21 protein-coding genes are annotated in these 24,285 nt (G+C 71.4%); 10 read left to right on the plus strand and 11 right to left on the minus strand.

What is annotated here, in order from left to right:
• Nucleotides 1-2: 2 nt before the first annotated feature.
• On the minus strand, nucleotides 3-1,319 hold the full coding sequence (locus MUN74_RS02215) for a glycosyltransferase 87 family protein (protein WP_244854743.1): 1,317 nt from the start codon (nucleotides 1,317-1,319) through the stop codon (nucleotides 3-5).
• 96 nt (nucleotides 1,320-1,415) lie between these two features.
• Between MUN74_RS02215 and MUN74_RS02220 the strand changes: the two genes are divergently transcribed.
• The 3 genes from MUN74_RS02220 to MUN74_RS02230 all read left to right on the plus strand — a co-directional run bounded on the left by MUN74_RS02220 (nucleotide 1,416) and on the right by MUN74_RS02230 (nucleotide 4,051).
• Nucleotides 1,416-2,306, plus strand: coding sequence for an ABC transporter substrate-binding protein (locus MUN74_RS02220; protein ID WP_244854744.1), 891 nt, complete (start codon nucleotides 1,416-1,418; stop codon nucleotides 2,304-2,306).
• Between the two features lie 63 nt (nucleotides 2,307-2,369).
• Nucleotides 2,370-3,260, plus strand: coding sequence for an amino acid ABC transporter permease (locus MUN74_RS02225; protein ID WP_244854745.1), 891 nt, complete (start codon nucleotides 2,370-2,372; stop codon nucleotides 3,258-3,260).
• On the plus strand, nucleotides 3,257-4,051 hold the full coding sequence (locus tag MUN74_RS02230; protein ID WP_244854746.1) for an amino acid ABC transporter ATP-binding protein: 795 nt from the start codon (nucleotides 3,257-3,259) through the stop codon (nucleotides 4,049-4,051). Before MUN74_RS02225 ends, MUN74_RS02230 begins: the two co-directional genes overlap by 4 nt.
• 57 nt (nucleotides 4,052-4,108) lie before the next feature.
• Here the strand turns inward: MUN74_RS02230 and MUN74_RS02235 are convergent, their stop codons facing one another.
• The gene (locus tag MUN74_RS02235; protein ID WP_244854747.1) at nucleotides 4,109-4,960 is read right to left on the minus strand and encodes an ADP-dependent NAD(P)H-hydrate dehydratase; all 852 of its coding nucleotides are present in this window, start codon (nucleotides 4,958-4,960) and stop codon (nucleotides 4,109-4,111) included.
• Between the two features lie 24 nt (nucleotides 4,961-4,984).
• Here MUN74_RS02235 and MUN74_RS02240 point away from each other — a divergent pair, with 24 nt between their 5' ends.
• The gene (locus MUN74_RS02240) at nucleotides 4,985-5,635 is read left to right on the plus strand and encodes an HAD family hydrolase (RefSeq protein ID WP_244854748.1); all 651 of its coding nucleotides are present in this window, start codon (nucleotides 4,985-4,987) and stop codon (nucleotides 5,633-5,635) included.
• The gene (locus MUN74_RS02245; RefSeq protein WP_244854749.1) at nucleotides 5,632-6,741 is read left to right on the plus strand and encodes an NADH:flavin oxidoreductase/NADH oxidase; all 1,110 of its coding nucleotides are present in this window, start codon (nucleotides 5,632-5,634) and stop codon (nucleotides 6,739-6,741) included. The genes MUN74_RS02240 and MUN74_RS02245 overlap by 4 nt, the downstream gene beginning before the upstream one ends.
• Nucleotides 6,742-6,756: 15 nt before the next feature.
• Here the strand turns inward: MUN74_RS02245 and MUN74_RS02250 are convergent, their stop codons facing one another.
• From MUN74_RS02250 to guaB1, 4 genes are all read right to left on the minus strand, one after another.
• Nucleotides 6,757-7,185 carry a VOC family protein gene (locus tag MUN74_RS02250; protein WP_244854750.1) on the minus strand — a complete coding sequence of 143 codons (429 nt, stop codon included), beginning with the start codon at nucleotides 7,183-7,185 and terminating at the stop codon, nucleotides 6,757-6,759.
• Nucleotides 7,186-7,259: 74 nt separating this feature from the next.
• The gene (locus MUN74_RS02255; protein ID WP_244854751.1) at nucleotides 7,260-8,297 is read right to left on the minus strand and encodes a hemolysin family protein; all 1,038 of its coding nucleotides are present in this window, start codon (nucleotides 8,295-8,297) and stop codon (nucleotides 7,260-7,262) included.
• Nucleotides 8,294-9,619, minus strand: a complete 1,326-nt coding sequence (locus tag MUN74_RS02260; RefSeq protein ID WP_244854752.1) for a hemolysin family protein — start codon at nucleotides 9,617-9,619, stop codon at nucleotides 8,294-8,296. The genes MUN74_RS02255 and MUN74_RS02260 overlap by 4 nt, the downstream gene beginning before the upstream one ends.
• 95 nt (nucleotides 9,620-9,714) lie before the next feature.
• Nucleotides 9,715-11,154, minus strand: coding sequence for a GMP reductase (guaB1, locus tag MUN74_RS02265; protein WP_244854753.1), 1,440 nt, complete (start codon nucleotides 11,152-11,154; stop codon nucleotides 9,715-9,717).
• 144 nt (nucleotides 11,155-11,298) lie between these two features.
• On the opposite strand from guaB1, the gene MUN74_RS02270 reads away from it, so the two are divergent.
• Entirely contained in the window at nucleotides 11,299-15,102 is a 3,804-nt protein-coding gene (locus MUN74_RS02270) for a multifunctional oxoglutarate decarboxylase/oxoglutarate dehydrogenase thiamine pyrophosphate-binding subunit/dihydrolipoyllysine-residue succinyltransferase subunit (RefSeq protein WP_244854754.1), read from the plus strand.
• Nucleotides 15,103-15,166: 64 nt separating this feature from the next.
• Here MUN74_RS02270 and MUN74_RS02275 read toward each other — a convergent pair whose 3' ends face one another.
• The 3 genes from MUN74_RS02275 to MUN74_RS02285 are packed head-to-tail and all read right to left on the minus strand — an operon-like array spanning nucleotide 15,167 to nucleotide 18,378.
• On the minus strand, nucleotides 15,167-17,416 hold the full coding sequence (locus MUN74_RS02275) for an MMPL family transporter (protein ID WP_244854755.1): 2,250 nt from the start codon (nucleotides 17,414-17,416) through the stop codon (nucleotides 15,167-15,169).
• A 60-nt stretch (nucleotides 17,417-17,476) separates the two neighbouring features.
• Complete coding sequence (locus tag MUN74_RS02280) at nucleotides 17,477-17,737, minus strand: zf-HC2 domain-containing protein (RefSeq protein WP_244854756.1); 261 nt, start codon at nucleotides 17,735-17,737, stop codon at nucleotides 17,477-17,479.
• Nucleotides 17,734-18,378 carry a sigma-70 family RNA polymerase sigma factor gene (locus tag MUN74_RS02285; RefSeq protein ID WP_244854757.1) on the minus strand — a complete coding sequence of 215 codons (645 nt, stop codon included), beginning with the start codon at nucleotides 18,376-18,378 and terminating at the stop codon, nucleotides 17,734-17,736. The genes MUN74_RS02280 and MUN74_RS02285 overlap by 4 nt, the downstream gene beginning before the upstream one ends.
• Nucleotides 18,379-18,519: 141 nt before the next feature.
• On the opposite strand from MUN74_RS02285, the gene aroA reads away from it, so the two are divergent.
• The 3 genes from aroA (at nucleotide 18,520) to bcp (ending at nucleotide 21,496) form a co-directional block, all read left to right on the plus strand.
• A complete protein-coding gene (gene aroA, locus MUN74_RS02290; RefSeq protein WP_244854758.1) occupies nucleotides 18,520-19,896 on the plus strand; it encodes a 3-phosphoshikimate 1-carboxyvinyltransferase in 1,377 nt (458 codons plus the stop codon).
• A complete protein-coding gene (gene rsgA, locus MUN74_RS02295; protein WP_244854759.1) occupies nucleotides 19,893-20,933 on the plus strand; it encodes a ribosome small subunit-dependent GTPase A in 1,041 nt (346 codons plus the stop codon). Before aroA ends, rsgA begins: the two co-directional genes overlap by 4 nt.
• A gap of 83 nt (nucleotides 20,934-21,016) precedes the next feature.
• Nucleotides 21,017-21,496: a thioredoxin-dependent thiol peroxidase gene (gene bcp, locus MUN74_RS02300; RefSeq protein ID WP_244854760.1), complete on the plus strand. Its 480-nt coding sequence runs from the start codon at nucleotides 21,017-21,019 to the stop codon at nucleotides 21,494-21,496.
• A 58-nt stretch (nucleotides 21,497-21,554) separates the two neighbouring features.
• Here bcp and MUN74_RS02305 read toward each other — a convergent pair whose 3' ends face one another.
• Nucleotides 21,555-22,043 carry a hypothetical protein gene (locus MUN74_RS02305; RefSeq protein WP_244854761.1) on the minus strand — a complete coding sequence of 163 codons (489 nt, stop codon included), beginning with the start codon at nucleotides 22,041-22,043 and terminating at the stop codon, nucleotides 21,555-21,557.
• A 199-nt stretch (nucleotides 22,044-22,242) separates the two neighbouring features.
• On the opposite strand from MUN74_RS02305, the gene MUN74_RS02310 reads away from it, so the two are divergent.
• Nucleotides 22,243-22,491, plus strand: a complete 249-nt coding sequence (locus MUN74_RS02310) for a WhiB family transcriptional regulator (protein WP_055859573.1) — start codon at nucleotides 22,243-22,245, stop codon at nucleotides 22,489-22,491.
• A gap of 191 nt (nucleotides 22,492-22,682) precedes the next feature.
• Here the strand turns inward: MUN74_RS02310 and MUN74_RS02315 are convergent, their stop codons facing one another.
• On the minus strand, nucleotides 22,683-24,176 hold the full coding sequence (locus MUN74_RS02315; RefSeq protein WP_244854762.1) for a sensor histidine kinase: 1,494 nt from the start codon (nucleotides 24,174-24,176) through the stop codon (nucleotides 22,683-22,685).
• Nucleotides 24,177-24,285 lie beyond the last annotated feature (109 nt).

Genomic DNA, 24,285 nt, shown 5'->3' on the forward strand with positions numbered 1-24,285 from the left:
GTTCACCCTTCCGTCCGGCGGCGACCGACGTCTCCGCCGTGCGGCGCCGCCTCGTTCCGTCGCGACCCAGCCTGCCACACCGCTCGTAGCGCCCAGGCGAGGAGGGCCACGAGCAGTGCGACCTTGACGGTCAGCAGGAACACGAACGCCGGGTTGGCGATCAGGAGCCACCCGTACCAGTACGGGTAGATGATCTGCGTGAACAGGGCGACCGCGGCGGCGAGCGCCGCGGGCACGAGGAACCGCGCCGGTCGCAGCACGAGGCCGAGCACGACGGGCGCGGCGAGCCAGGTCACGAACTGCGGCGAGCCGACCTTGTTCGCGAGCATGAGCACGACGACGAACGCGAGCGAGAGCGGCGCCAGCAGCCGCCCGATGGGTGCCCCGCGTCGTGCGGCGCGCACGCCGAGCACGACGACGACGAGCACCCCGACGATCATGAGCGGGGTCGTGACCGCGGCGGCGGCATCCGCTCCGGGCCCTGCGATCTGGAAGGTCAGGATGTCGCGGTCGTACACGATCCTGACGGATCTCGAGCCCGCGACGATCTGCCAGAGCCAGAACACCGCGGCCGGTGCCTCGATCTGCAGGCCGCGACCCGCCTGCTCGGCGATGAACCCGATCGCGTTCATCCCCGATCCCGCGAGCAGGCTCACGCCGAGGATGCCGATGCTGAGCACGACCGCGACCGTGACGACCTCGAGGCGTCGACGCGCGGCGATGACGAGGGCTGCGATGAGGGCCGCCGGCCACACCTTGACCCAGGCGCCGATCGTGAGCAGGGTCGCCGCGACGCGCGGGCGTCCGGCGGCCCACAGGAGGCCGGTGATCGCGAACGGCACCGTGATCGCGTCGATGCGGCCGAGCGCGATCGGGCCGAGCAGGGCGATGAACGCGAGCCACCACCACGCGGCCAGGCGCCGAGGCCGTGAGAGCGTCGCCCGCCCGATCAGGATCGAGAACGCGATCGCATCGAGCAGCACCACGATCGCGAGCCAGGTCTGGGCGACGTACGCCTGACCGAAGACGAGGGCGGCCGCCATGGGCGCGAACGCGAGGATCGGGTACACCCACGGCGCGTCGATGCCCATGCGGAGCCAACCGTGTGCGGCGTTCTCGGCCCAGATCCGGTACACCCCGGTGACATCGCCCATCGGCAGGCCCGGCGCCTCGAGGTTGAGCCACACCACGAGGCCGTGCACGACGACGAACGCCGTCCAGAGGGCGGCGCGACCCCCGAGCCATCGGCGGAGGGCGGCGCGGCGGGGCCGCGGGCCGGCGGCGAGCTCGGACGTCTCGCGCTCGTCTCCCCCGGTCACGACGACGAGCCTAGCCGAGCGTCACAATGCGCCACGCCGATGCGCGACGTCGGAGGTTTCGGCCATGCTGGAGCCAGCGACCACCCGGAGGTTCTCATGACTCGACGCACGCCCTCGCAGCGCACGCACGCACGACGCGCGCCCGACCGCGCCATCGCGCGAACGTTCGCGGCGATCGCCCTCGCCGGTGCGGCGGCCCTCGTGCTCGCCGGTTGCGCCCCAGCGGGTTCGGGCGGTGGCGACGACGCGGGCGACGGCCACGTCACCCCGGGCAAGCTCACGATCGGCACCGGCGAACCGGCCTACTTCCCCTGGGTGCTCGACGACGCCCCCGAGAGCGGCAAGGGGTTCGAGGCGGCGGTCGCCTACGCCGTCGCGGACGAGCTCGGGTACGCGAAGGAGGACGTCGTGTGGGTGCGCACCACGTTCGACCAGGCGATCGCGCCCGGCCCGAAGGACTTCGACCTCAACCTGCAGCAGTTCTCGATCACCGACGAGCGCGCCGAGAACGTCGACTTCTCGTCGCCGTACTACGCGACGACGCAGGTCGTCATCACGGTCGAGGGCTCGCCCGCCTCGGGCGCTTCGTCGATCGCCGACCTCAAGCCGCTGCGCATCGGCGCCCAGACCGGCACGACGAGCTTCGACGCCGTCGAGCAGATCATCGACCCGTCGCTCGGTCCCCAGGTCTTCAACACGAACGACGACGCGAAACTCGCCCTGCAGAGCGGCACCGTCGACGCGATCGTCGTCGACCTGCCGACCGCCTTCTACCTGACGGGCGCCGAGCTCGACGGCGGCGAGATCATCGGCCAGCTGCCCGAGACCTCGTCGGGCGGCGACGAGTTCGGCATCGTGCTCGCGAAGGACTCGCCGCTCACCGCCGACGTCACGGCCGCCGTCGACGCGCTCCGCGAGAACGGCACGCTCGACGACCTCGCGGCCGAGTGGCTCGGGGGCGACGACACGGCGCCCGTGCTCGAGTGAGTCGCCGGGCGAAGGTGCCGCTGACGCGCGGTATCGCCGTCACGTGCCGCTAGCGTTGCCGTCATGACCACCCCCAGCTCCACCGCCCCCGCGGGCGCTGCTGGCGCGACGGCCTGGCAGCCGAGCGAGCTCGAGCTCGACCGTCGCCGGTTCCGGCGCCGCCAGACCCGTCGATCGGTGCTCCTCAGCGCGATCTCGACCGTCGTGTTCGCCGTGCTCATCGCGTGGGCCCTGATCGGTTCGCCCGGCTGGGAGGCGGTGCGGCAGTCGTTCTTCGACCTCGATGTCGCGATCGCCTCGTTCCCCCGCATCCTCGACGGGCTCTGGCTCAACATCCAGGTGCTCGTCGCCGCATCGATCGGCGTCGTACTGTTCGCGCTCCTGCTCGCGACCATGCGCACGCTCCGCGGCCCGGTGTTCTTCCCGCTGCGAGCGCTCGCGGCCGGCTACACCGACCTGTTCCGCGGAGTGCCGCTCCTCATCGTGCTCTACCTGGTCGGCTACGGCGTGCCGGGGCTCGACTTCTTCCCGCGCGTTCCGGTCGCCGTGTGGGGCACGATCGCGCTCATCCTCACCTATTCGGCGTACGTCGCCGAGGTGTTCCGGGCGGGCATCGAGGCGGTGCATCCCTCGCAGCGGCTCGCCGCCCGCGCACTCGGGCTCAGCCACGGCCAGACGATGCGCCGCGTGGTGCTGCCGCAGGCGCTGCGCAAGGTGACGCCCGCGCTCATGAACGACTTCGTGGCCATGCAGAAGGACGTCGGGCTCATCTCGGTGCTCGGTGCGATCGACGCCGTGCGCGCCGCGCAGATCGAGACGGCGCACTACTTCAACTACACCCCCTACGTCGTCGCGGGGCTCCTGTTCGTGCTGCTCGCCTGGCCGACGATCCGGTTGACCGACTGGGTCACGGCGCGCATGCGCTCGCGCGAGCAGATCGGCAGCATCGTATGAGCGCGGAGACGGACGGCCCGACTGTGGACGCCGGTCCGGCGGGCATCCCCGCGACCGACCGCACCGTGCTGAGCCTGCGCGGCGTGCGCCGCGCCTATGACGACAAGGTCGTGCTCGACGGCATCGACCTCGACGTCGCCCCGCACGAGGTCGTCGCCCTGCTGGGCGCGAGCGGGTCGGGGAAGTCGACGCTGCTGCGCACGATCAACCTGCTCGAGCCGATCGACGACGGGGTCATCCGGCTGCGGGGCGACGACGTGAGCGACCCGCGCGTCGACGCCGACGCCGTGCGCGCCCGCATCGGGGTGGTCTTCCAGCACTACAACCTGTTCCCGCACCTCAGCGTGCTCGACAACGTCGCGCTCGCCTCGAGGCTCGTGCACCGGATGCCGCGGCGCGACGCCGAACGCCGCGCACTCGAGCTGCTCGCCTCGATCGGTCTGGCCGAGCACGCGAGGTCGTTCCCCGACCGGTTGTCGGGCGGCCAGCAGCAGCGGGCCGCGATCGTGCGGGCGATCGCGACGGGGCCCGAGCTGCTCCTCCTCGACGAGGTGACGAGCGCGCTCGACCCCGAACTCGTCGGCGAGGTGCTCTCGCTGGTGCGCTCGCTCGCCGAGGGCGGCACGACGATCGTGATGGCGACGCACGAGATGGCCTTCGCGCGCGAGGTCGCCGACCGGGTGGTGTTCCTCGACGGCGGTCGCATCATCGAGTCCGCTCCCCCGGCCGAGTTCTTCGGCGCCCCACGGGAGGCCCGCACGCGCGAGTTCCTCGCGCGCTTCCTCGCCTGAGCGGGCACCGTACCGCGCAACACGGGCGCACCGCGCCGCGCGGGCGCATCGCGCGCCCTACTGCGCGGCGATCAGGTCGCCGACGACGGCGGGGACGGCCGCCGCGATCTCGAGCGCCGCGATCGGCCCGTCGCCGACCGCAGCGCTCGCGCGCCGGGCGGCCTCGCCGTGGATCCAGGCGGCGGTCGCCGCGAGCTTCGTGATCGCGCCCGCGTCGACGGCGAGCTCGGCGTGGTGGGTCGCGACGAGCGCGCCGAGGATGCCGCCGAGCACGTCACCGGTGCCGGCCGAGGCCAGCCAGTGCGTCGGCGCCGTCACGGCGTACCGGGCTCCGGCCGGGTCGGCGATGCGGGTGACCGCCCCCTTCAGCAGCACCGCCACGCCGAGTTCGCGGGCAGCGCGCTCGGTCCAGCCGGACGGGTCCGCGCGCACCTCCTCGACCGTGGTGTCGACCTCGCGCGAGGTGAGCAGGTTCGCGAGCTCGCGCGCGTGCGGCGTGATGACGGTGGGCGCGGTGTGCGTGCCGACGAGATCGAGCGCCCCCGCGTCGAGCACGACGGGCACCCGCGAGGCGAGCGCGTGCTGGAGGTCGCCCGACAGCACGAACGACCGTCGGCCGGGGTCGATGCCCGAGCCGACGAGCCACGCCTGCACCCGCCCGGCGACGGTCACGGTCTCGGGGCGTCGCAGCAGCACGGCGGCGCGAACGCCGCGCGGGCCGGTGTAGCGCACCATGCCGACGCCCGCTCGGGTGGCGGCCTCGACCCCGAGCACGGCGGCGCCCGGGTAGTCGCTCGATCCGGTGATGACGCCCAGCACGCCGCGCGTGTACTTGTCGTCGTCGATGCCGGGTGCACGCACCCAGCTGGCCGCGTCGGCGGCCGTCCAGTCCTGCCACTCGGTGCCCATGCTCCAACGATAGGTTGGACGATCATGCCTGCGACAGCCCTCGCCCCGATCAGCCTCTCGCCTCGCGTCGTCGTGTTCGACTACGGCGAGGTCATCTCCCGCGAACCGAGCGACGCCGATCGGGCTGCGCTCGTCGACCGAGCCGGCGTCGACAGCGCCGACCACGAGGCCGTCACCGGCTTCTGGTCGGCGTACTGGGCGCACCGCGATGGCCTCGATCAGGGCACGACGTCGATCGCCGACTACTGGCACGCCGTGGCGCGCGATCTCGGCACCGAGTGGTCGCCGATCGACGTGCACCTACTGTGGGCGATCGACCACCGCGGCTGGCTGTCGGTCGACCCGTCGACGCTCGGCGTCGTGCATGCCCTCGCCGCGGGCGGCACCCGCCTCGCCCTCCTGTCGAACGCGGGCGCCGACTACTCGGGCTGGCTGCGGCACGGCTCGTTCGCGCCGCTCTTCGAGCGTGTGTTCGTGAGCGGCGAGCTGCGCCTCGTGAAGCCCGATCCGGCGATCTACGAACATGTCATCGGCGAACTCGGCATCGCGGCATCCGACCTGCTCTTCGTCGACAACAAGGCGGAGAACGTCGACGGTGCGCGCGCGGTCGGCGGCGAGGGGCATGTGTTCACGGATGCCGCAGGGCTCGAGCAGTGGCTCAGGAGCCTCGTGTGAGCGCCCCCGAGGCGCCCGCGCTGTTCCGTCCGATCACGATCCGCGGGCTCGAGATCCGCAACCGGGTGTGGGTGCCGCCGCTCTGCCAGTACTCGGTCACGGCGCGCGACGGCGTGCCGAACGACTGGCACCTCGTGCACCTCGGGGCGATGGCGGCCGGCGGTGCGGGGCTGGTCATGGCGGAGGCGACCGCGGTGAGTCCAGAGGGCCGCATCTCCGATCACGACACGGGCATCTGGGGTGACGAGCACGTCGAGGGGTGGTCGCGCATCACCCGTTTCATCCGCTCGCAGGGCGCTGCCGCGGGTCTCCAGCTCGCGCACGCCGGACGCAAGGCGTCCGTCTGGCCCGAGCCGATGCGCCGACCGGGTTCGCAGCCGCTCGACGAGGGCGGCTGGCCGACGGTGTCCGCCTCGGCGCTCGCGTTCGACGGGCTCCGCGAGCCGATCGCGCTCGACGAGGCGGGCATCGCCCGGGTCGTCGACGACTTCCGCAGCGCCGCCGCACGGGCGGTGCAGGCCGGGTTCGACCTGGTCGAGGTGCACGCCGCCCACGGCTACCTCGTGCACCAGTTCCTCTCACCGCTGTCGAACCGGCGGACGGACGCGTGGGGCGGTCCGCTCGAGAACCGGGCCCGCCTGCTGCTCGACGTGGTGCGCGCCGTCCGCGCGGAGATCGGCGAGGCGATGCCCCTGTTCGTGCGCTTCTCCGCGACCGACTGGACGCCGGGCGGTTGGGACGAGGAGCAGACCGCGACCGTCACGGCCTGGGCGGTCGAGGCGGGCGCCGACTTCTTCGACATCTCGACGGGCGGGCTCGTCGCCGCCGCCGACATCCCGGTCGCCCCGGGCTATCAGGCGCACTTCGCCGAGTACGTCGGCGAGCACGCGGGCGCCCCGGTGTCGGCGGTCGGCCGCATCACCGATGCCCGCCACGCCGAGGCGCTCGTCTCGGAGGGGCGTGCCGACGCGGTGATGTTCGGGAAGGCGATGATGCGCGACCCGCATTTCGCGATGCGGGCCGCGCACGAACTCGACGCCGGCACGGCGATGTGGCCGCCGCAGTACCTGCGGGCGAGGCCCGAGCACAACGACGGCGAGTGGTGACGAGCGGTCGGGCGGCTACCCCGCGGAGCCCGACCGCATGCGAGCCATGCGTTCCGCCGACTCGCCCGACATCTGACCGATCGCCCAGATGTTGCCCTCGCTGTCGCTGAACCAGGCGCTGCGCTCGTCGCCGAGTTCGGCCACGCCGTCGACCGTGGTGAGCCCGGGCAGGTCGTAGTCGTGGAACACGACCCCGTGCGTGCGAAGGGCCGTCATGTCGCGGTCGAGGTCGTCGGTGAAGAGGTTGAACGCGGTGTTCTGCGCGGTGCCGGCGTAGTCGGTGCGGTACACCATGACGCCGGTGCCGCCGACGTCGTAGAACAGCATCCCGCCCTCGGTCTCCTCGTACACCGGGTCGCGGCCGAGCACGTCGTGCCACCAGCCCCGCGCCCGGTCGATGTCGGCGGCGGGGAGGACGGCGCACGCCATGAGCTTTTCGAACATGATGATTCCTCGAGTTCCTCGGGTCGACAGAATTCTACGCCGCCGTCCTCCGGACCGCCGTCCCCCGATCGCGTCTACCCTCGCCGGGTCGCGTCCTGCACCTCGCCGACGAGCTCCTCGATGATGTCCTCGAGGAAGATCACGCCGCTCGTCTTGCCGTCCTCCTCGAAGGTGCGCGCCACGTGCGTGCCGAGCCGGCGCATCGTCGCGAGCGCGTCCTCGAGGTCGGTGCCGTCGAAGATCGACACGAGCCGCCGCACGCGCTTGGCCGGGATGGGGTCGTCGAACTCGTCGTCGTCGAGGTCGATCACGTCCTTCAGGTGCACGTAGCCGTCGGGCTCGCCGTCGTCGTCGAGGATCGGATAGCGCGAGAAGCCGCGACGGGCGACCGCGCGCTCGACGTCGGCGGGCGTCGCGGCCGGCGGCAGGCTCACGAGCGCCGACACCGGAACGGCGACATCCTTCACCCGCTTCGCGGTGAACTCGAACGCGGCCGTCAGGGTGCCGCTCGCGTCGTCGAGCACGCCCTCGCGGCGCGACTGGTGGACGATCGTCTGCACCTCCTCGAGCGTGAAGGTCGAGTTCGCCTCGTTCTTGGGCTCGACCCTGAACAGCCGCAGCACGCCGTTCGCCGTCGCGTTGAGGGCGACGATGATCGGCTTGAAGATGCGCGCGAGGAACACGAGCGGCGGCGCGAGCAGCAGCACGGCCTTGTCGGGTACCGAGAACGAGAGGTTCTTCGGCACCATCTCGCCGAACACGACGTGCAGGTACGACACGAGCACGAGGGTCACGATGAACGCGACCGTCGCGACGACCTCCTCCGACCAGCCGGTGAGGTGCAGCGGCACCTCGAGCAGGTGGTGGATCGCCGGTTCGGACACGTTCAGGATGAGCAGCGAGCAGACCGTGATGCCCAGCTGGCTCATCGCGAGCATGAGGGTCGCGTGCTCCATCGCCCAGAGTGCGGTCTTCGCGCTGCGCCGGCCCTGCTCGGCGAGCGGTTCGATCTGCGATCGTCGCGCCGAGATGACCGCGAACTCCGCGCCCACGAAGAACGCGTTCGCGATGAGCAGCACCACGAGCCACGCGATTCCGGCCCAGTCGCTCATCGGTCGGCCTCCTCGTCGGCATGGGCGGGCAGGGGTGTCGGCACGAAGCGCAGCCGGTCGATGCGGCGGCCGTCGAGCCGTTGCACGACGAGGGTGCCCTCGTCGATCGCCACCTCGTCGCCGACCACGGGCAGTCGCCCGAGTTCGGCCATCACGAACCCGGCGACGGTCTCGTAGTCGCCGTTCTCGGGCACCCGGATGCCCGTGCGCTCCTCGAGCTCGTCGGGGCGCAGGATGGCGGGGAAGCTCACGACGTCGCCCCGACGCACGATGCCGGCGCGGGTGCGGTCATGCTCGTCGGCGACCTCGCCGACGAGCTCCTCGACCAGGTCTTCGAGCGTCGCGACGCCGGCGGTGCCGCCGTACTCGTCGACGACGACCGCCATCTGGAAGCCGCGCCCGCGCAGCTCGCCGAGCAGCGCGTCGAGCTTGATCGTCTCGGGCACGCGCAGCGCGTCGGACTGCAGCGCCGACGCGGGCACCTCGCCGCGTCGCTCGCGGGGCACGGCGACCGCCTGCTTGACGTGCACGACGCCGACGACGTCGTCGAGGTTCTCGTCGTACACCGGGAAGCGCGAGAAGCCCGTCTGCCTCGCGAGCTCGAGCACCGCCTCGGCGGGCTCGAGCCGCTGCACCGCGGCCACCCGAGGCCGCGGCGTCATGACGTCGGATGCATCGTGGTCGGCGAACCGCAGCGTGCGGCCGAGCAGCGTCGCGGTGTCGGCCTCGAGGAGGCCGGCGCTCGCCGAGCGCCGTACGAGCGACGAGAGCTCCTCGGCCGAGCGGGCACCCGAGAGCTCCTCCTTCGGCTCGATGCCGAACGAGCGCAGCAGCGCGTTCGCGCTGCCGTTGAGCAGGCCGATCGCCGGGCGGAAGACCCACGTGAACGCCGCCTGGAACGGGATCACGAGCTTCGCGGTGGCGATCGGCAGGGCGAGGGCGAAGTTCTTCGGCACGAGCTCGCCGAGCACCATCGAGAGGAGCGTCGCCACGACGACCGCCGTGGTCGCTCCCACCGGCCGCACGAGCGCCTCGGGCAGGCCGGCGGCGGTGAGCGGCCCGGCGAGCAGCGACGAGATCGCCGGCTCCATCGTGTAGCCGGTGAGCAGCGTGGTCAGCGTGATGCCGAGCTGCGCGCTCGAGAGGTGCGTCGAGGTGATCTTGAGCGCGGCGATCGTCATGCCGAGCCGGGTCTCACCCCGTTCGCGCCGCGCCTCGAGATCGGCGCGGTCGAGGTTGACGAGCGCGAACTCGCTCGCAACGAACAAGCCCGTGCCGATCGTGAGGAGGATTCCGATGCCGAGGAGTATCCACTCAGACAACGCAACCTCCCCGAGCGGTCACGGGCGAGGGTCTATGGCCGGGCGTATTCGCAGAAGGAGGATCGTCCATGGTCGATCCAGTATATCGGCGCGGCCTACCAGCTGACCGGCAGCGCCTTGCCCTCCTCGTAGCCGGCCGCCGACTGGATGCCGACGAGCGCCCGCTCGCGGAACTCGTCGAGCGAGCGAGCCCCCGCGTACGTGAACGAGCTGCGCACGCCCGAGGTGATCATGTCGAGCAGGTCCTCGAGCGACGGCCGCAGCGGGTCGAGGTAGATCGACGACGACGAGATGCCCTCGGCGAAGAGCTCCTTGCGGGCGAGCTCGTAGGGCGAGAGGCGGTCGAACCGCTCGCGCACGGCCTTGGTCGAGGCCATGCCCCAGCTCTCCTTGAAGAGCCGGCCCGAGGTGTCGCGGCGGAGCGTGCCGGGGGCCTCGATCGTGCCGGCGAACCACGATCCGATCATGACCGACGAGGCGCCCGCGGCGAGCGCGAGTGCGACGTCGCGGGGGTACCGCACGCCGCCGTCGGCCCAGACCCTGGCGCCGAGCTCGCGCGCGGCCTCGGCGGTCTCGAGCACAGCCGAGAACTGCGGGCGGCCGACCGCCGTCATCATGCGCGTGGTGCACATGGCGCCGGGGCCGACGCCGACCTTGAGCACGTCCGCGCCGGCCTCGACGAGGTCCGCGACGGCGGCCTCGGTGACGATGTTGCCGGCGACGATCGGCAGCCCGAGGTCGAGGTCGCGCACGATCGAGACGGCACGCACCATGCCCTCCTGGTGCCCGTGGGCGGTGTCGACGACGAGCATGTCGACGCCCGCCGCGGCGAGCGCCGTCGCCTTGGCCGCGACATCGCCGTTGATGCCGACCGCCGCGGCGACCCGCAGCCGCCCGTCGGCGTCGACGTTCGGCGCGTAGATCGTGCCGCGCAGCGCACTGCGGCGGCTGAGCGTGCCGACGACCCTGCCGTGCGCGAGCACCGGGGCGAACTCGAGGTCGGCCTCGACCATGAGGTCGAACGCACGCCGCGGGGTGTCGACGTCGTCGGCGTCGAGCGACGGGATGCCGCCGTGCACGAGGTCGCCGAGCCGCGCGTCGGGCAGCGCGCTCGCGAGCCGCGTCGCCACGAGGCATCCCGCGTAGTCGCCCTTCGCGTCGTGCAGCACGATGCCGTGGCCGTCGACGGGCGGAATCTGCTCGAGCGCCTCGGCCACGGTCGTCTCGGGGCTGAACGAGTGCGGCGTGTCGAACGCGGGCGACTGCGCCTTCACCCACCGGATCGACTCGGCCAGGTCCTGCAGGTGCAGGTCCTGCGGCAGCACGCCGATGCCGCCGCGTCGGGCGAGCGTCGCGGCCAGGCGCGGCCCCGTGATCGAGTTCATGTTGGCCGACACGATCGGCACGGATGCCCCCGACCCGTCGTCGGGCGCGAGCGACACGTCGAGCCTGCTGGTGACCCCCGAGCGGCTCGGGACGAGGAACACGTCGGAGTAGGTGAGGTCGTGCGTCGGCGCCGTTCGGTAGAACTCCATGTTGCAAGCGTAGGCGGCGCGCGCAAGGGTGCGCCGGGCGCCGCGCGCGGGGTTTAGGCTTGTGTGGGTGATCGGCCACGTTCGCGTGCGCGGCCGGGTCGATCTCCGCTAACCAGCATCAACGGAGAGAGTGGGCGAGAGGCTGTGTCGAGCCAATTGACCGGGGCGGGAGCCGACGAGACGGCGTCGGGCGAATTCGGAGCCAATGAATGGCTCGTCGACGAGATGTACGAGAAGTACCTCGCCGACCCCGATTCGGTCGACCAGACCTGGCGGGCGGTGCTCGAGCAGTACCACCGCGTGCAGACCGACGGCGGAGCGGCGACGAACGGCGACGCGACCGTCGCCGCCGAGGCATCCGCACCGGCAGCGGCCGCGCAACCCGCGGTCGCCGAGCAGCAGGCACCCGCCGCACCGGCGCAGCCGGCCGCCGACGCAACCGCTCAGCCGGCCGCCGACGCACCCGCCCAGCCGGCCCCGGCGACCGCGCCGATCCCCGTGATCGGCCAGACGCCCGCCGCCCGCACGACCTCGGTCGCGCCCCGCACGCAGCCGGTGCCCGCCGACGTCCCGGTCACGAGCCCGCAGCCGGTGGTCGCCGAGGCCCCCCAGGAGGACGAGGTCGTCACCCTCAAGGGCATGCCGAAGACCCTCGCCGCGAACATGGACGCGTCGCTCACGGTGCCGACCGCGACGAGCGTGCGCACCGTGCCGGCGAAGCTCATGATCGACAACCGCATCGTGATCAACAACCACCTGCGGCGCACCCGCGGCGGCAAGATCAGCTTCACCCACCTCATCGGGTGGGCGCTCATCCAGGCGCTCAAGGAGTTCCCGAGCCAGAACGTCTTCTACTCCGAGGTCGACGGCAAGCCGAGCCTCGTGAAGCCCGCGCACATCGGCCTCGGCATCGCGATCGACCTCCCGAAGCCCGACGGCACCCGGGCGCTGCTCGTGCCGGCGATCAAGCGCGCCGAGACGATGACGTTCAACGAGTACCTGAGCGCCTACGAAGACCTCGTCTCGCGCGCCCGCGGCAACAAGCTCAAGGCCGACGACTTCTCGGGCGCGACGATCTCGCTCACGAACCCGGGCGGCATCGGCACGGTGCACTCGGTGCCGCGCCTCATGAAGGGCCAGGGCTGCATCATCGGCGCCGGCGCCCTCGAGTACCCGGCCGAGTTCCAGGGCGCGAGCGAGAAGACGCTCGCGAACCTCGCCATCGGCAAGACGATCACGCTCACCTCGACCTACGACCACCGCGTCATCCAGGGTGCGGGTTCGGGTGAGTTCCTGAAGAAGGTGCACGAGCTGCTCATCGGGCAGCGCAGCTTCTACGAGGACATCTTCGCGGCGCTCCGCCTGCCGTACGAGCCCATCCGCTGGGCACCCGACATCGCGGTCGACGTCGCGAGCGCGATCGACAAGACCGCCCGCGTGCAGGAGCTCATCAACTCGTTCCGCGTGCGCGGCCACATGATGGCCGACACCGACCCGCTCGAGTACGTGCAGCGCTCGCACCCCGACCTCGACATCGCGACCCACGGCCTCACCTTCTGGGACCTCGACCGCGAGTTCGTCACGGGCGGGTTCGGCGACAAGCGCAAGGCGCTGCTGCGCGACATCCTCGGGGTGCTGCGCGACTCGTACTGCCGCACCATCGGCATCGAGTACATGCACATCCAGGACCCGGTGCAGCGGCAGTGGATCCAGAACGAGGTCGAGCGCCCCTACGAGAAGCCCACCCACGACGAGCAGATGCGCATCCTGCGCAAGCTCAACGAGGCCGAGGCGTTCGAGACCTTCCTGCAGACCAAGTACGTCGGCCAGAAGCGATTCAGCCTCGAGGGCGGCGAGTCGGTCATCGCGCTCCTCGACGAGATCCTGCAGGGCGCCGCGAAGGAGGGCCTCGACGAGGTCGCCATCGGCATGGCGCACCGCGGTCGCCTCAACGTGCTCACGAACATCGCCGGCAAGACGTACGGCCAGGTGTTCCGCGAGTTCGAGGGCACCGCGTCGGCGCACGGGTCGGGCGACGTGAAGTACCACCTCGGCACCGAGGGCACCTTCACCGCCGACGACGGCCACCAGGTGCCCGTCTCGCTCGCGGCGAACCCGTCGCACCTCGAGGCCGTCGACGGCGTGCTCGAGGGCATCGTGCGCGCCAAGCAGGACCGCAAGCCCATCGGCACCTTCTCGACCCTGCCCATCCTCGTGCACGGCGACGCCGCCATGTCGGGCCAGGGCATCGTCGTCGAGACGATGCAGATGTCGCAGCTGCGCGCCTACCGCACGGGCGGCACGATCCACGTGAACATCAACAACCAGGTCGGCTTCACCACCGTGCCGGGCGACGCCCGTTCGTCGATCTACTCGACCGACGTGGCGAAGACCATCCAGGCGCCGATCTTCCACGTGAACGGCGACGACCCCGAGGCCGTCGTCCGGGTCGCCGAGCTCGCGTTCCGCTACCGCCAGGAGTTCAAGCGCGACGTCGTCATCGACCTCGTCTGCTACCGCCGTCGCGGTCACAACGAGGGCGACGACCCGTCGATGACGCAGCCGCTCATGTACAACCTCATCGAGGCCAAGCGCAGCGTCCGCAAGCTCTACACCGAGGCGCTCGTCGGTCGCGGCGACATCACCGAGGCCGAGTACGAAGAGGCGCACCGCGACTTCCAGGACCGCATGGAGCGCGCCTTCGCCGAGACGCACGCCGTGCAGACCGGTGCGATCGACGTGGTCGGCGCGACCGCCCAGGTGCACCCGCCCGAGCCCGCCACGGGCGAGCTCGAGACCACGGGCGTCTCGCTCGAGGTCGTGCACGCGATCGGCGACGCGTTCAACAACAAGCCGGCCGGCTTCACGGTGCACCCGAAGATTCAGCAGCTGCTGCAGAAGCGCTTCGACATGAGCCGCAACGGCGGCATCGACTGGGGCTTCGGCGAGCTGCTCGCCCTGGGCTCGCTGCTCGTCGAGGGCACGCCCGTGCGCTTCGCCGGCCAGGACGCCCGCCGCGGCACGTTCGTGCAGCGCCACGCGGTGCTCCACGACCGCGTGAACGGCCAGGAGTGGCTGCCGCTGCAGAACCTCGCCGAGAACCAGGCCCGCTTCTGGATCTACGACTCGCTGCTGAGCGAGTACGCTGCGATGGGCTTCGAGTACGGCTACTCGGTCGAGCGCGCCGACGCGCTCGTGCTGTGGGAGGCGCAGTTCGGCGACTTCGCGAACGGCGCGCAGACCATCATCGACGAGTTCATCTCGTCGGCCGAGCAGAAGTGGGGCCAGCGCTCGAGCGTCGTGCTGCTGCTCCCCCACGGCTACGAAGGCCAGGGACCCGACCACTCGAGTGCCCGCATCGAGCGCTACCTCCAGCTGTGCGCCGAGAACAACATGACGGTCGCACGGCCCTCGACGCCCGCCTCGTACTTCCACCTGCTGCGCCGGCAGGCGTACGCCCGGCCGCGCAAGCCCCTCGTGGTCTTCACGCCGAAGGCGATGCTTCGTCTGCGCGGCGCGACGAGCTCGGTCGAGGACTTCACGCAGGGCAAGTTCGAGCCGGTCATCGACGACGCGCGCATCGCCGACCGCTCCGCGGTCAAGCGGGTCGTCTTCGTGTCGGGCAAGATCTACTACGACCTCGTGAGCGAGCTCGAGAAGCAGCAGAACACCGAGGTCGCGGTCGTGCGCGTCGAGCAGCTCTACCCGCTGCCCGCGGTCGAGCTCAAGGGCATCGTCGACTCGTACCCCGACGCCGAGCTCATGTGGGCGCAGGACGAGCCCGAGAACCAGGGCGCCTGGCCGTACTTCATCATCGAGACGAACAAGCTCGGGCCGCGCCCGGTGCAGGTCGTCGCGCGCCAGGCCGCGGCCTCGCCCGCGACCGGTTCGGCCAAGCGTCACGCGGCCGAGCAGGCCGAGCTGGTGCGACGGGCGACCACCCTGTAGTCGCTGATCGTCGACGACGAAGCGGGATGCCTCCTCCGAGGCATCCCGCTTCGTCGTTCTCGGCCTACTCGGGCCGGCCCGCGCGCGCGAGCCGGCTCGGCCACCAGATGCCCCGGCCGATGTCGTAGGCCAGGGCGGGCACGAGCAGGGTGCGCACGAGGAACGTGTCGAGCAGCACGCCGAACGCGACGATGAACGAGATCTGCACGAGGAAGAGGATCGGCAGCACCCCGAGCGCGGCGAACGTCGCGGCGAGCACGAGCCCGGCCGAGGTGATGACTCCGCCCGTCAGCCGCAGGCCGCGGATGATGCCGGGCCGGGTGCCGAACCGCATCGACTCCTCGCGCACGCGCGTCATGAGGAAGATGTTGTAGTCGACGCCGAGCGCCACGAGGAAGACGAATCCGAACAGCGGCACCGACGGGTCGGCTCCCGGGAAGTGGAAGACGTGCTCGAACACGAGCGCGGAGACGCCGAGCGCCGCCGTGAACGAGAGCACGACGCTGCCGATGAGGATGAGCGGTGCAACGATCGAGCGCAGCAGCAGCATGAGGATCACGAGGATCGCGGCGAGCACGAGCGGGATCACGAGGTTGCGGTCGGCGATCGCCGCGTCGTTCGTGTCGAGCGCGACAGCCGTCTGCCCGCCGACCAGCACGTCGGTGCCGACCTCGTCGAGCGCGGTGCGGAGTTCGGCCACGGTCGCCTCGGCCTCGAGCGAGTCCGACGGGTCGGAGAGGGTCGCCTGCAACAGCACGTCGCCGTCGACGACGGTGGGCGCGGGCGCGGGGGTTCCGGGCGGGCCGAAGGCCTGCACCCCGTCGGCGGTGACCGGTGCCGAACCCGACGGCGAGTCGGCGGAGACGACCGAGACCGAGTCGACGCCCGCCGTGGCGAGCGCGACGTCGGCCATCCGCTGCAGGTCGTCCTCGGGGCCGACGACGATGGCGGGCGTGCCCGATCCGGCGGGGAAGTGCTCGCCGATCATCGCCTGCCCGTCGCGCGCCTGCGACTCGCCGAGCACGAACTCGCTCGAGGGCACGCCGTCGGCGTCGAGCTGGGCGAGGCCGAGCGACATGCCGGCGAGCGCGAGCACCGAGACGATCCACACCGTGCGCGGCCGCCGCGAGACCAGGCGGCCGACGCCCGCCCACAGTCCGCGGTCGGGCAGGTCGGCCTCGTCGGGGGCGGACGCTCCGTGCAGCACGCCGTCCGCGTGCTTCGCATGAGCCGGTGCGACCGCGGCGCCCGCGTCGCCGATGTGCGCGACCTTGCGCGGCCAGAACGCCGCGCGCCCCGCCCAGAGCAGCAGCGCCGGCAGGAGCGTGAGCGCCGCCAGGAGCGCGAACACGATGCCGATCGCCGCGATCGGTCCGAGCGTCTTGTTCGAGTTCAGCTCGCTCACGAGCAGGATCAGGAGACCGACGATGACGGTGCCGCCGCTCGCCACGATCGGCTCCCACGATCCGCGCAGCGCGGCCCACGTCGCATCCCACTTGCGTTCGTAGCGCGCGAGGGTCTCGCGGTAGCGGGAGATGTAGAGCAGCGCGTAGTCGGTCGCTGCGCCGATCACGAGGATGAAGAGGATGCCCTGGGTCTGGCCCGACAGCACGATCACGTCGGCCGAGGCGAGCGCGACGACCGTGAGCACGGCGGCGCAGAGTGCCGACATGCTCGTGAAGAGCACGATGAGCGGCAGCAGCGGCGAGCGGTAGACGACGATGAGGATGACGAACACCGCGGCGAGGGCGACCGCGAGCAGCAGCCCGTCGATGCCGCTGAAGGCGCCCGCGATGTCGGCGCTGAAGCCGGCCGGGCCGGCGACCGCGACGGTCGCCCCCTCGATCGGGGCGTCGTCGATCGCGGCACGGAGGTCGCCGACGACGTCCGCCGCGCGCTCGGCCCCGTCGCCCGACTCGATCGGCACGACGACCTCGACCGCCTCGCCGTCGTCGGAGGCGATCGCGGGCGAGATCTCGTCGCCGACGACGCCGGTCACGTCGCCGAACGCCGATCGGAGGTCGTCGATCGCGGCGAGCTGCGCGTCGTCGAGCTTCGCGCCGTCGTCGGTGGCGACGACGACGATCGCCGGGATCGTCTCGGTGTCGCGGAAATCCTCCTGCAGCGCCTGGACCTCGGTCGCCTCGGCGGAGGCGGGCAGGAACTGGCTCTGGTCGTTGACCGACAGCTTGCTCAGCTGACCGAACGACGCACCGCCCCCGCCGAACGCGGCGAACCAGACGAGGATGAGGACGGCGGGGATGAGGACGCGCAGCCACGTGGGCACGCGACGACGGGCAGGAGTTTCGATCACAGTCCGACGTTACGAGTGCCGGACGACGCCCCGCATCGAACGAACGGTTGAATCGGCCGACTACTCGGCGACGGTCACCGTGTGGGTCGACTGGTACAGCCGGATCTTCGTGAGCACCTGCACGCGCAGCTCGTCGGGGGCGCTCTCACGGCAGGCGCGCTGCACGACCTCGGTGATCGCGACGCCCACGCGCAGCTCGGCCTGGCAGTCGGCGCAGTTCTCGACGTGCTCGCGGATGTCGACCGCGTCGGCGGCCTGCAGCTCGTTGTGCAGGAACTCCTCGAGTTCGGCGCGGGCCTTCTCGCAGCCGCAGTCGGTCATTTCGTGCTCCTCGCGGGTTTCGGCGCCTTCTCGGCCGCGGCGAACCCCTGTTCGCGGGCGTAGTCGGCGAGGGACTCGCGCAGCAGTCGCCGGCCACGGTGCAGGCGACTCATCACGGTCCCGATGGGGGTGTTCATCATGTCGGCGATCTCCTGGTAGGAGAAGCCCTCGACGTCGGCGAAGTAGACCGCGAGGCGGAAGTCCTCGGGCAGCGCCTGCAGTGCGTCCTTCACGGCGCTGTCGGGCAGGTGGTCGATGGCCTCGGCCTCGGCCGAACGGCTCGACCGCGCGGTCGTCGACTCGGCGCCTCCGAGCTGCCAGTCCTCGAGCTCGTCGATCGTGCCCTGATAGGGCTCGCGCTGCTTCTTGCGGTAGCTGTTGATGAAGGTGTTCGTCAGGATGCGGTAGAGCCACGCCTTGAGGTTCGTGCCCTGCTTGAACTGGGCGAAGGCGGCGTACGCCTTCACGAAGGTCTCCTGCACCAGGTCTTGCGCGTCGGCCGGGTTCTTCGTCATGCGCAGCGCGGCCGCGTAGAGCTGGTCGAGGAACGGCAGCGCCTGTTCTTCGAAGAGTTCGCCGAGCGGTCGGCTCTCTTCGGGGGTCTCGTCGGTCGGCGCCTGGTCGATCTCGTCGGCAGTCATCACGAGCAATCCTAGATCGTCGACCTCCACGCCACGATCGACCACTCGCCCGGTCGGGCGCTCGAGCACCTCAAGCGACACGCGCACCATCTCCTTCCGCGTCGCGCTCGTCCGAGCCGCCGACGCTACTGTTGATAACCGATGCAGATTTCGAGGTATTCCGAGCCCGAGTTCGACCCGTACGGCGACATGAAACAGACCGAGACGGATGCCTCGTGGCGCGCGCCGCGCGCGGCGGGCCCGCTCGCAGCGTCGCTCTCGCTGCCGGGCTCGAAGTCGCTCACGAATCGCGAGCTCGTGCTCGCTGCCCTCGCCGACGGCCCGTCGACGCTGCGCGCCCCGCTCTGGTCGCGCGACAGCGAGCTGATGGTCGAGGGCCTGCGCGCGCTCGGCACCGGCTTCGAGCGGGTGCCGGGCCACGGGGGCTTCGGCGACGACCTGCGCGTGACCCCCGCCGACGAGCTCGTCGGCTCGACCACGATCGACTGCGGCCTCGCCGGTACCGTCATGCGGTTCCTGCCCGCGGTCGCAGCGCTCGCGCTCGGCCCGACCACCTTCGACGGCGACGAGTACGCCCGCAAGCGCCCCATGTCGGGTGTGATCGACGGGCTCAAGGGGCTCGGCGTCGACCTCGACGACGACCGGCGCGGCACGCTGCCGTTCACGGTGCACGGCACGGGCCGGGTGTCGGGGGGCGCGCTCGAGATCGACGCGTCGGCGTCGAGCCAGTTCGTCTCCGGCCTCCTGCTCTCGGCCGCCAGGTTCGAGGAGGGACTCGACCTCCGCCACGTCGGCGACCGCCTGCCGAGCCTGCCGCACATCGAGATGACGATCGCGACCCTCGCCGCACGCGATGTCGTCGTCGAGACGCCCGAGACCGGGCGCTGGCGCGTCTCCCCCGGTCCGATCCGCGCGGTCGACGTCGACATCGAGCCCGACCTCTCGAACGCCGCCCCCTTCCTCGTCGCCGCACTCGTCGCGGGCGGCTCCGTCACGATCACGGGCTGGCCGGCCGAGACGACCCAGGTCGGCGCGCAGCTGGCCGAACTGCTCCCGCAGTTCGGCGCACGCGTCGAGCGCGACGGCGATCGGCTCACCGTTCACGCACCGACGCCGGCGACCGGGGCAGGCTCGGGCCGCGGCATCCGCGGCGTCGATCTCGACCTCTCCGAGGCGGGTGAGCTCGTCCCGAACCTCGTCGCGCTCGCCGCCTTCGCCGACGGCCCGTCGACGTTCACCGGGATCGGGCACATCCGCCACCACGAGACCGACCGGCTCGCGGCCCTCGCCGCCGAGCTCAACGGGCTCGGCGGCCGGGTCACCGAGCTCGACGACGGCCTGCGCATCGAGCCGACCGACCTCCACGGCGGGGTGTGGCACGCCTACGCCGACCATCGCATGGCGACGACGGGTGCGATCGTGGGCCTCGCGGTCGACGACGTCGTCGTCGACGACATCGGCTCGACCTCGAAGACCCTGCCGCAGTTCACCCGACTCTGGGAGCAGCTGCTGGCATGACCTGGTGGAGCACCGACGACGATGACGACGACGAGCCCGAGTTCGACGAGTCCGACGTGCGGGTGCGCCCGAACCGGCGCGGCTCCCGCCCGCGCACGAAGGTGCGACCGGAGCACGCCGACGCCGTGACCGGAACCGTGCTCGGCGTCGACCGGGGGCGGTACTCGGTGCTCGTCGACGAGGGCGAGGCCGACGAGCGCGCGATCACCGCAGCTCGCGCGTCCGAGCTCCGCCGCAAGTCGGTCGTGACGGGTGACCGCGTCGACCTCGTGGGCGACGTCACGGGCGACGAGGGCACCCTCGCACGCATCGTCCGCGTGCAGGAACGCTCGACCCTGCTGCGCCGCAGCGCCGACGACACCGACGAGGTCGAGCGGGTGATCGTCGCGAACGCCGACCAGATGCTCATCGTGGTCGCCGCGGCGAATCCCGAGCCGCGCATCCGGCTCATCGACCGCTACCTCGTCGCCGCGTTCGACGCGGGCATCCGGCCGCTGCTCTGCATGACGAAGACCGATCTCGCCGACCCGGCCGAGTTCCTCGCGAACTTCGCGGGGCTCGACCTGCCGGTGTTCCGCTCCCGCACCGATGCGATGCCGATCGACGAGATCGCCGACGCCCTCGTCGGCCACCGCACGGTGTTCGTCGGCCACTCGGGGGTCGGCAAGTCGACGCTCGTGAACGCGCTCGTGCCGGGTGCCGACCGGGCGACCGGCCACGTGAATGTCGTCACGGGGCGCGGCCGCCACACGTCGTCGTCGACCGTGTCGCTGCGCATCGAGCACGACGGACGGCACGGTTGGGCGATCGACACCCCGGGTGTGCGGTCGTTCGGGCTCGGTCACGTCGACCCCGCGAACATCCTCGGCGCGTTCACCGACCTCGCCCGCATCGCGGAGGACTGCCCGCGCGGCTGCACCCACCTGCCCGACGCCCCCGACTGCGCGATCAACGAGGCCGTCGACGCCGGCGACCTCGGCGAGACCGGCCGGGCACGCCTCGACTCCCTGCAACGCCTGCTCGAGACGTTCGCCTGACACGCCCGGCCGGCGCCGAATACGGGACGAGCGGCACCCATGGGGCGGCATCCGCGCCTCGCGGCCTGCCTACGATGGAACGCATGACCGATGCACGACTCAGCCCCGGCGACCTCGCCCCCGACTTCACGCTCGACGACCAGCACGGCGACCCCGTCACGCTCTCGTCGCTGCGCGGTTCGAAGGTCGTCCTCTACTTCTACCCCGAGGCGATGACCCCGGGCTGCACGACCGAGGCGTGCGACTTCCGCGACAGCCTCAACTCGTTCAAGAGCGCCGGCATCCGCGTGCTCGGCGTCTCCAAGGACGACGTCGACAAGCTCGCCCGGTTCGCTGAGCGCGACCGCCTGAACTTCACCCTGCTCGCCGACCCCGACCTCGCCGTGCAGCAGCGGTACGGCGTCTGGGGCGAGAAGTCGCTCTACGGCAAGATCGTCGTGGGCTCGATCCGCTCGACCTTCATCATCGACGAGGAGGGCCGCATCGAGCGCGCGATGTACAACGTGAAGGCGACGGGTCACGTCGCCCGCGTGCGTCGCGAGCTCGGTCTCGACGCCGCCTGAGCACCTGATCCACCCGCCTGAGCCCGGCCGCCTCGTGCTGCCGGGCTCTCGCGTGCGCTCAGGCGCCCGGCGGCGCCTCCTCGAGCGGGCGGTCCTCGGGCCGCGAGTAGGCGATGCGCACGGGCGTCCACAGCAGCAGCCCGATGACGGTGACGGCCGGCACGAGCAGCAGCCAGCCCACATCGGGCCGCGCGAACAGTCCCTGGAACGCGCCGACGGCGACCGAGATCTGCAGGATCTGCCAGACGATCGCCGCTGCGCGCGACCACGGCGCACGGCGCAGCGAGGCGACCGCCACGGCCCACACCCAGATGGCGCCGACCGCGACGAGCACCGTGAGCGCCACCGCCGTCGCCATCGAGGAGGGCTCGAGCGAGAAGAGGTCGATCAGGAGCCAGCCCAGCAGGACGGTGACGAGCACGGCCTCGCCGAACAGCAGCACGCTCACGACGACGAGGGCGCTGCGGGCGCCGCCGCCGGCCGACGAATCGGATGCCGCAGGCCCGCGATCGTCGGGGCCGTCGGGTCGTTCGTCACGTCGATTCACAGCGTTATCCCATACATGGCTATTGATTCGGAGTCGGGGCTATGCGACCATTTACAAGGTCGAATTGATGCTCACAGGGTGGTGAGCCGATCAGTCATGATCCTACTTCCCGAGATTCGACTTTCCCCCTGCAGCAGCCCGAATGGGCACGCGCAATCACGCGCGCGTCTGCGAACGAACACCCGCAAGGAGCATCTCCATGGATTGGCGCGACAAGGCCGCCTGCCTCACCGCAGACCCGGAACTCTTCTTCCCGGTCGGCAACACCGGCCCCGCCGTCGACCAGATCGAGAAGGCCAAGGCGGTCTGCGCACGTTGCACCGTCACGGAGATCTGCCTGCAGTACGCCCTCGAGACCGGCCAGGACTCGGGCGTCTGGGGCGGCCTGAGCGAGGACGAGCGCCGCGCCCTCAAGCGTCGCGCCGCTCGCGCCCGCCGCGCGGGCTGATCCCCGCGCCGCGCGCCGGCGGCGCGCCCGCCGCGTCGCATCCTCGAAAGCACGCTGGAATCACCTGCTGACGCCAGGACCACGATCGTTCGTGGCGCCCGCGCGAAAACCTGGCTCCAGCGCGAGCACTCCGTCGCGCGAGCGCTTCGGCGACGGTCGGAGGAGCGCGTCGGTCCGACGCGCTCCCGTCGCTACGCCTGGGCGATCCAGCGCAGCGGAACGTCGATCGTCACCTCGGTACCGCGACCCACGACCGTGTGCCAATCGATCGTGCCGCCGAGCTCGCCCTGGATGAGCGTGCGCACGATCTGGGTGCCGAGCCCCTCGCCGACCTTGCCCTCGGGCAGCCCGGCACCGGTGTCGCGCACCTGCACGGTGAGCATCGTGTCGGAGCGGTTCGCGATGATCTCGACGTCGCCCTCCTGCCCCGCGAGGCCGTGCTCGACCGCGTTCGTGACGAGCTCGGTGAGCGCGAGCGCGAGCGGCGTCGCGTATTCGCTCGGCAGCACGCCGAACGAGCCCTGACGCTTGGGGTGCGCCGTCGTGTTGTGCGCCGAGGCGACCTCGGCGACGAGCAGGAGCGCACGGTCGAACACCTCGTCGAAGTCGACGTTCTGGCTGAGTCCCGTCGACAGCGTGTCGTGCACGACGGCGATCGCGCCGACCCGTCGCATCGCCTGGGTGAGGGCGTCGCGCGCCTCGTCGGAGTGGGTGCGGCGCGCCTGGATGCGCAGCAGCGACGCGACCGTCTGCAGGTTGTTCTTGACGCGGTGGTGGATCTCGCGGATCGTCGCGTCCTTCGTGATGAGCTCCTGCTCCTGGTGGCGCAGCTCGGTGACGTCGCGCGTGAGCACGATCGCGCCGATCCGCTCGCCCCGTCGGCGGATCGGGATCGCCCGCAGCGACACCGTCACCCCGCGCGACTCGACGTCGGTGCGCCACGGCGCCCGGCCGGTGACCACGAGCGGGAGCGACTCGTCGACGACGAGCTTGCCGCCGAGGAGACCGGTCGTCACCTCGGCGAGCGACTCGCCCTCGAGCTCGTCGTCGAAGCCCATGCGGTTGAACGCCGAGAGCGCGTTCGGGCTCGCGAACGTCGTCACGCCGTCGACGTCGAGCCGGATGAGCCCGTCGGAGGCGCGCGGCGCGCCGCGGCGGGGCCCGGTCGGCGCACCGAGGTCGGGGAAGTCGCCCGAGGCGATCATCTGGAAGAGTTCTTCGGCGCACTCGTTGAACGTGAGCTCCTGCCGGCTCGGCGTTCGCGTCGCACCGAGGTTCGTGTGGCGCGTGATGACCGCGACCGGCTCGGGCGCGAGTGCGGTGCCGCTCTCGGTGAGCCGTCGCATCACGGGCACGGCCCGCACGCGCGTCGGCATCTCCTCGTACCAGTCGGGCGCCGACGAGTCGACGATCGACGCGGTCGAGAAGGCCGCCGTCACGAGGTCGCGCCACTGGGGCTTGATCTCCTGACCGACGAAGTCGCGGTAGAAGAGCGTCGCGGCGCTCGACGGACGCGAGTGCGCGACGGCGACGAATCCGTCGTCGCCCGACGGCACCCAGAGCACGATGTCGGCGAACGCGAGGTCGGCGAGCAGCTGCAGGTCGCCGACGAGCATGTGCAGCCAGTCGACGTCGGCCTGACTGCTGCGGCCCTGGGCGAGGACGAGATCACTGAGGGTCGACACAGACCCAGCGTAGTGCGCGGATGCCTCGCCGCCATGCACTCCGCGGCGCGGAGTCGACCCGGCCCCGCGGCCGGATGACGCGCGGAGGACGCGCGAGCGGGCGCACGGA

The sequence above is a fragment of the Agromyces sp. H17E-10 genome (genome assembly GCF_022919715.1).
Taxonomy (GTDB): domain Bacteria; phylum Actinomycetota; class Actinomycetes; order Actinomycetales; family Microbacteriaceae; genus Agromyces.

Coding starts and splice junctions, on each gene's coding strand:
- MUN74_RS02220 (WP_244854744.1), top strand. CDS start 1,416: ATGACTCGACGCACGCCCTCGCAGCGCACGCACGCACGACGCGCGCCC.
- MUN74_RS02255 (WP_244854751.1), bottom strand. CDS start 8,297: ATGAGCGACTGGGCCGGAATCGCGTGGCTCGTGGTGCTGCTCATCGCG.
- aroA (WP_244854758.1), top strand. CDS start 18,520: ATGCAGATTTCGAGGTATTCCGAGCCCGAGTTCGACCCGTACGGCGAC.
- guaB1 (WP_244854753.1), bottom strand. CDS start 11,154: ATGGAGTTCTACCGAACGGCGCCGACGCACGACCTCACCTACTCCGAC.
- MUN74_RS02310 (WP_055859573.1), top strand. CDS start 22,243: ATGGATTGGCGCGACAAGGCCGCCTGCCTCACCGCAGACCCGGAACTC.
- rsgA (WP_244854759.1), top strand. CDS start 19,893: ATGACCTGGTGGAGCACCGACGACGATGACGACGACGAGCCCGAGTTC.
- MUN74_RS02225 (WP_244854745.1), top strand. CDS start 2,370: ATGACCACCCCCAGCTCCACCGCCCCCGCGGGCGCTGCTGGCGCGACG.
- MUN74_RS02250 (WP_244854750.1), bottom strand. CDS start 7,185: ATGTTCGAAAAGCTCATGGCGTGCGCCGTCCTCCCCGCCGCCGACATC.
- MUN74_RS02285 (WP_244854757.1), bottom strand. CDS start 18,378: ATGACTGCCGACGAGATCGACCAGGCGCCGACCGACGAGACCCCCGAA.
- MUN74_RS02280 (WP_244854756.1), bottom strand. CDS start 17,737: ATGACCGACTGCGGCTGCGAGAAGGCCCGCGCCGAACTCGAGGAGTTC.
- MUN74_RS02230 (WP_244854746.1), top strand. CDS start 3,257: ATGAGCGCGGAGACGGACGGCCCGACTGTGGACGCCGGTCCGGCGGGC.
- MUN74_RS02240 (WP_244854748.1), top strand. CDS start 4,985: ATGCCTGCGACAGCCCTCGCCCCGATCAGCCTCTCGCCTCGCGTCGTC.
- MUN74_RS02235 (WP_244854747.1), bottom strand. CDS start 4,960: ATGGGCACCGAGTGGCAGGACTGGACGGCCGCCGACGCGGCCAGCTGG.
- bcp (WP_244854760.1), top strand. CDS start 21,017: ATGACCGATGCACGACTCAGCCCCGGCGACCTCGCCCCCGACTTCACG.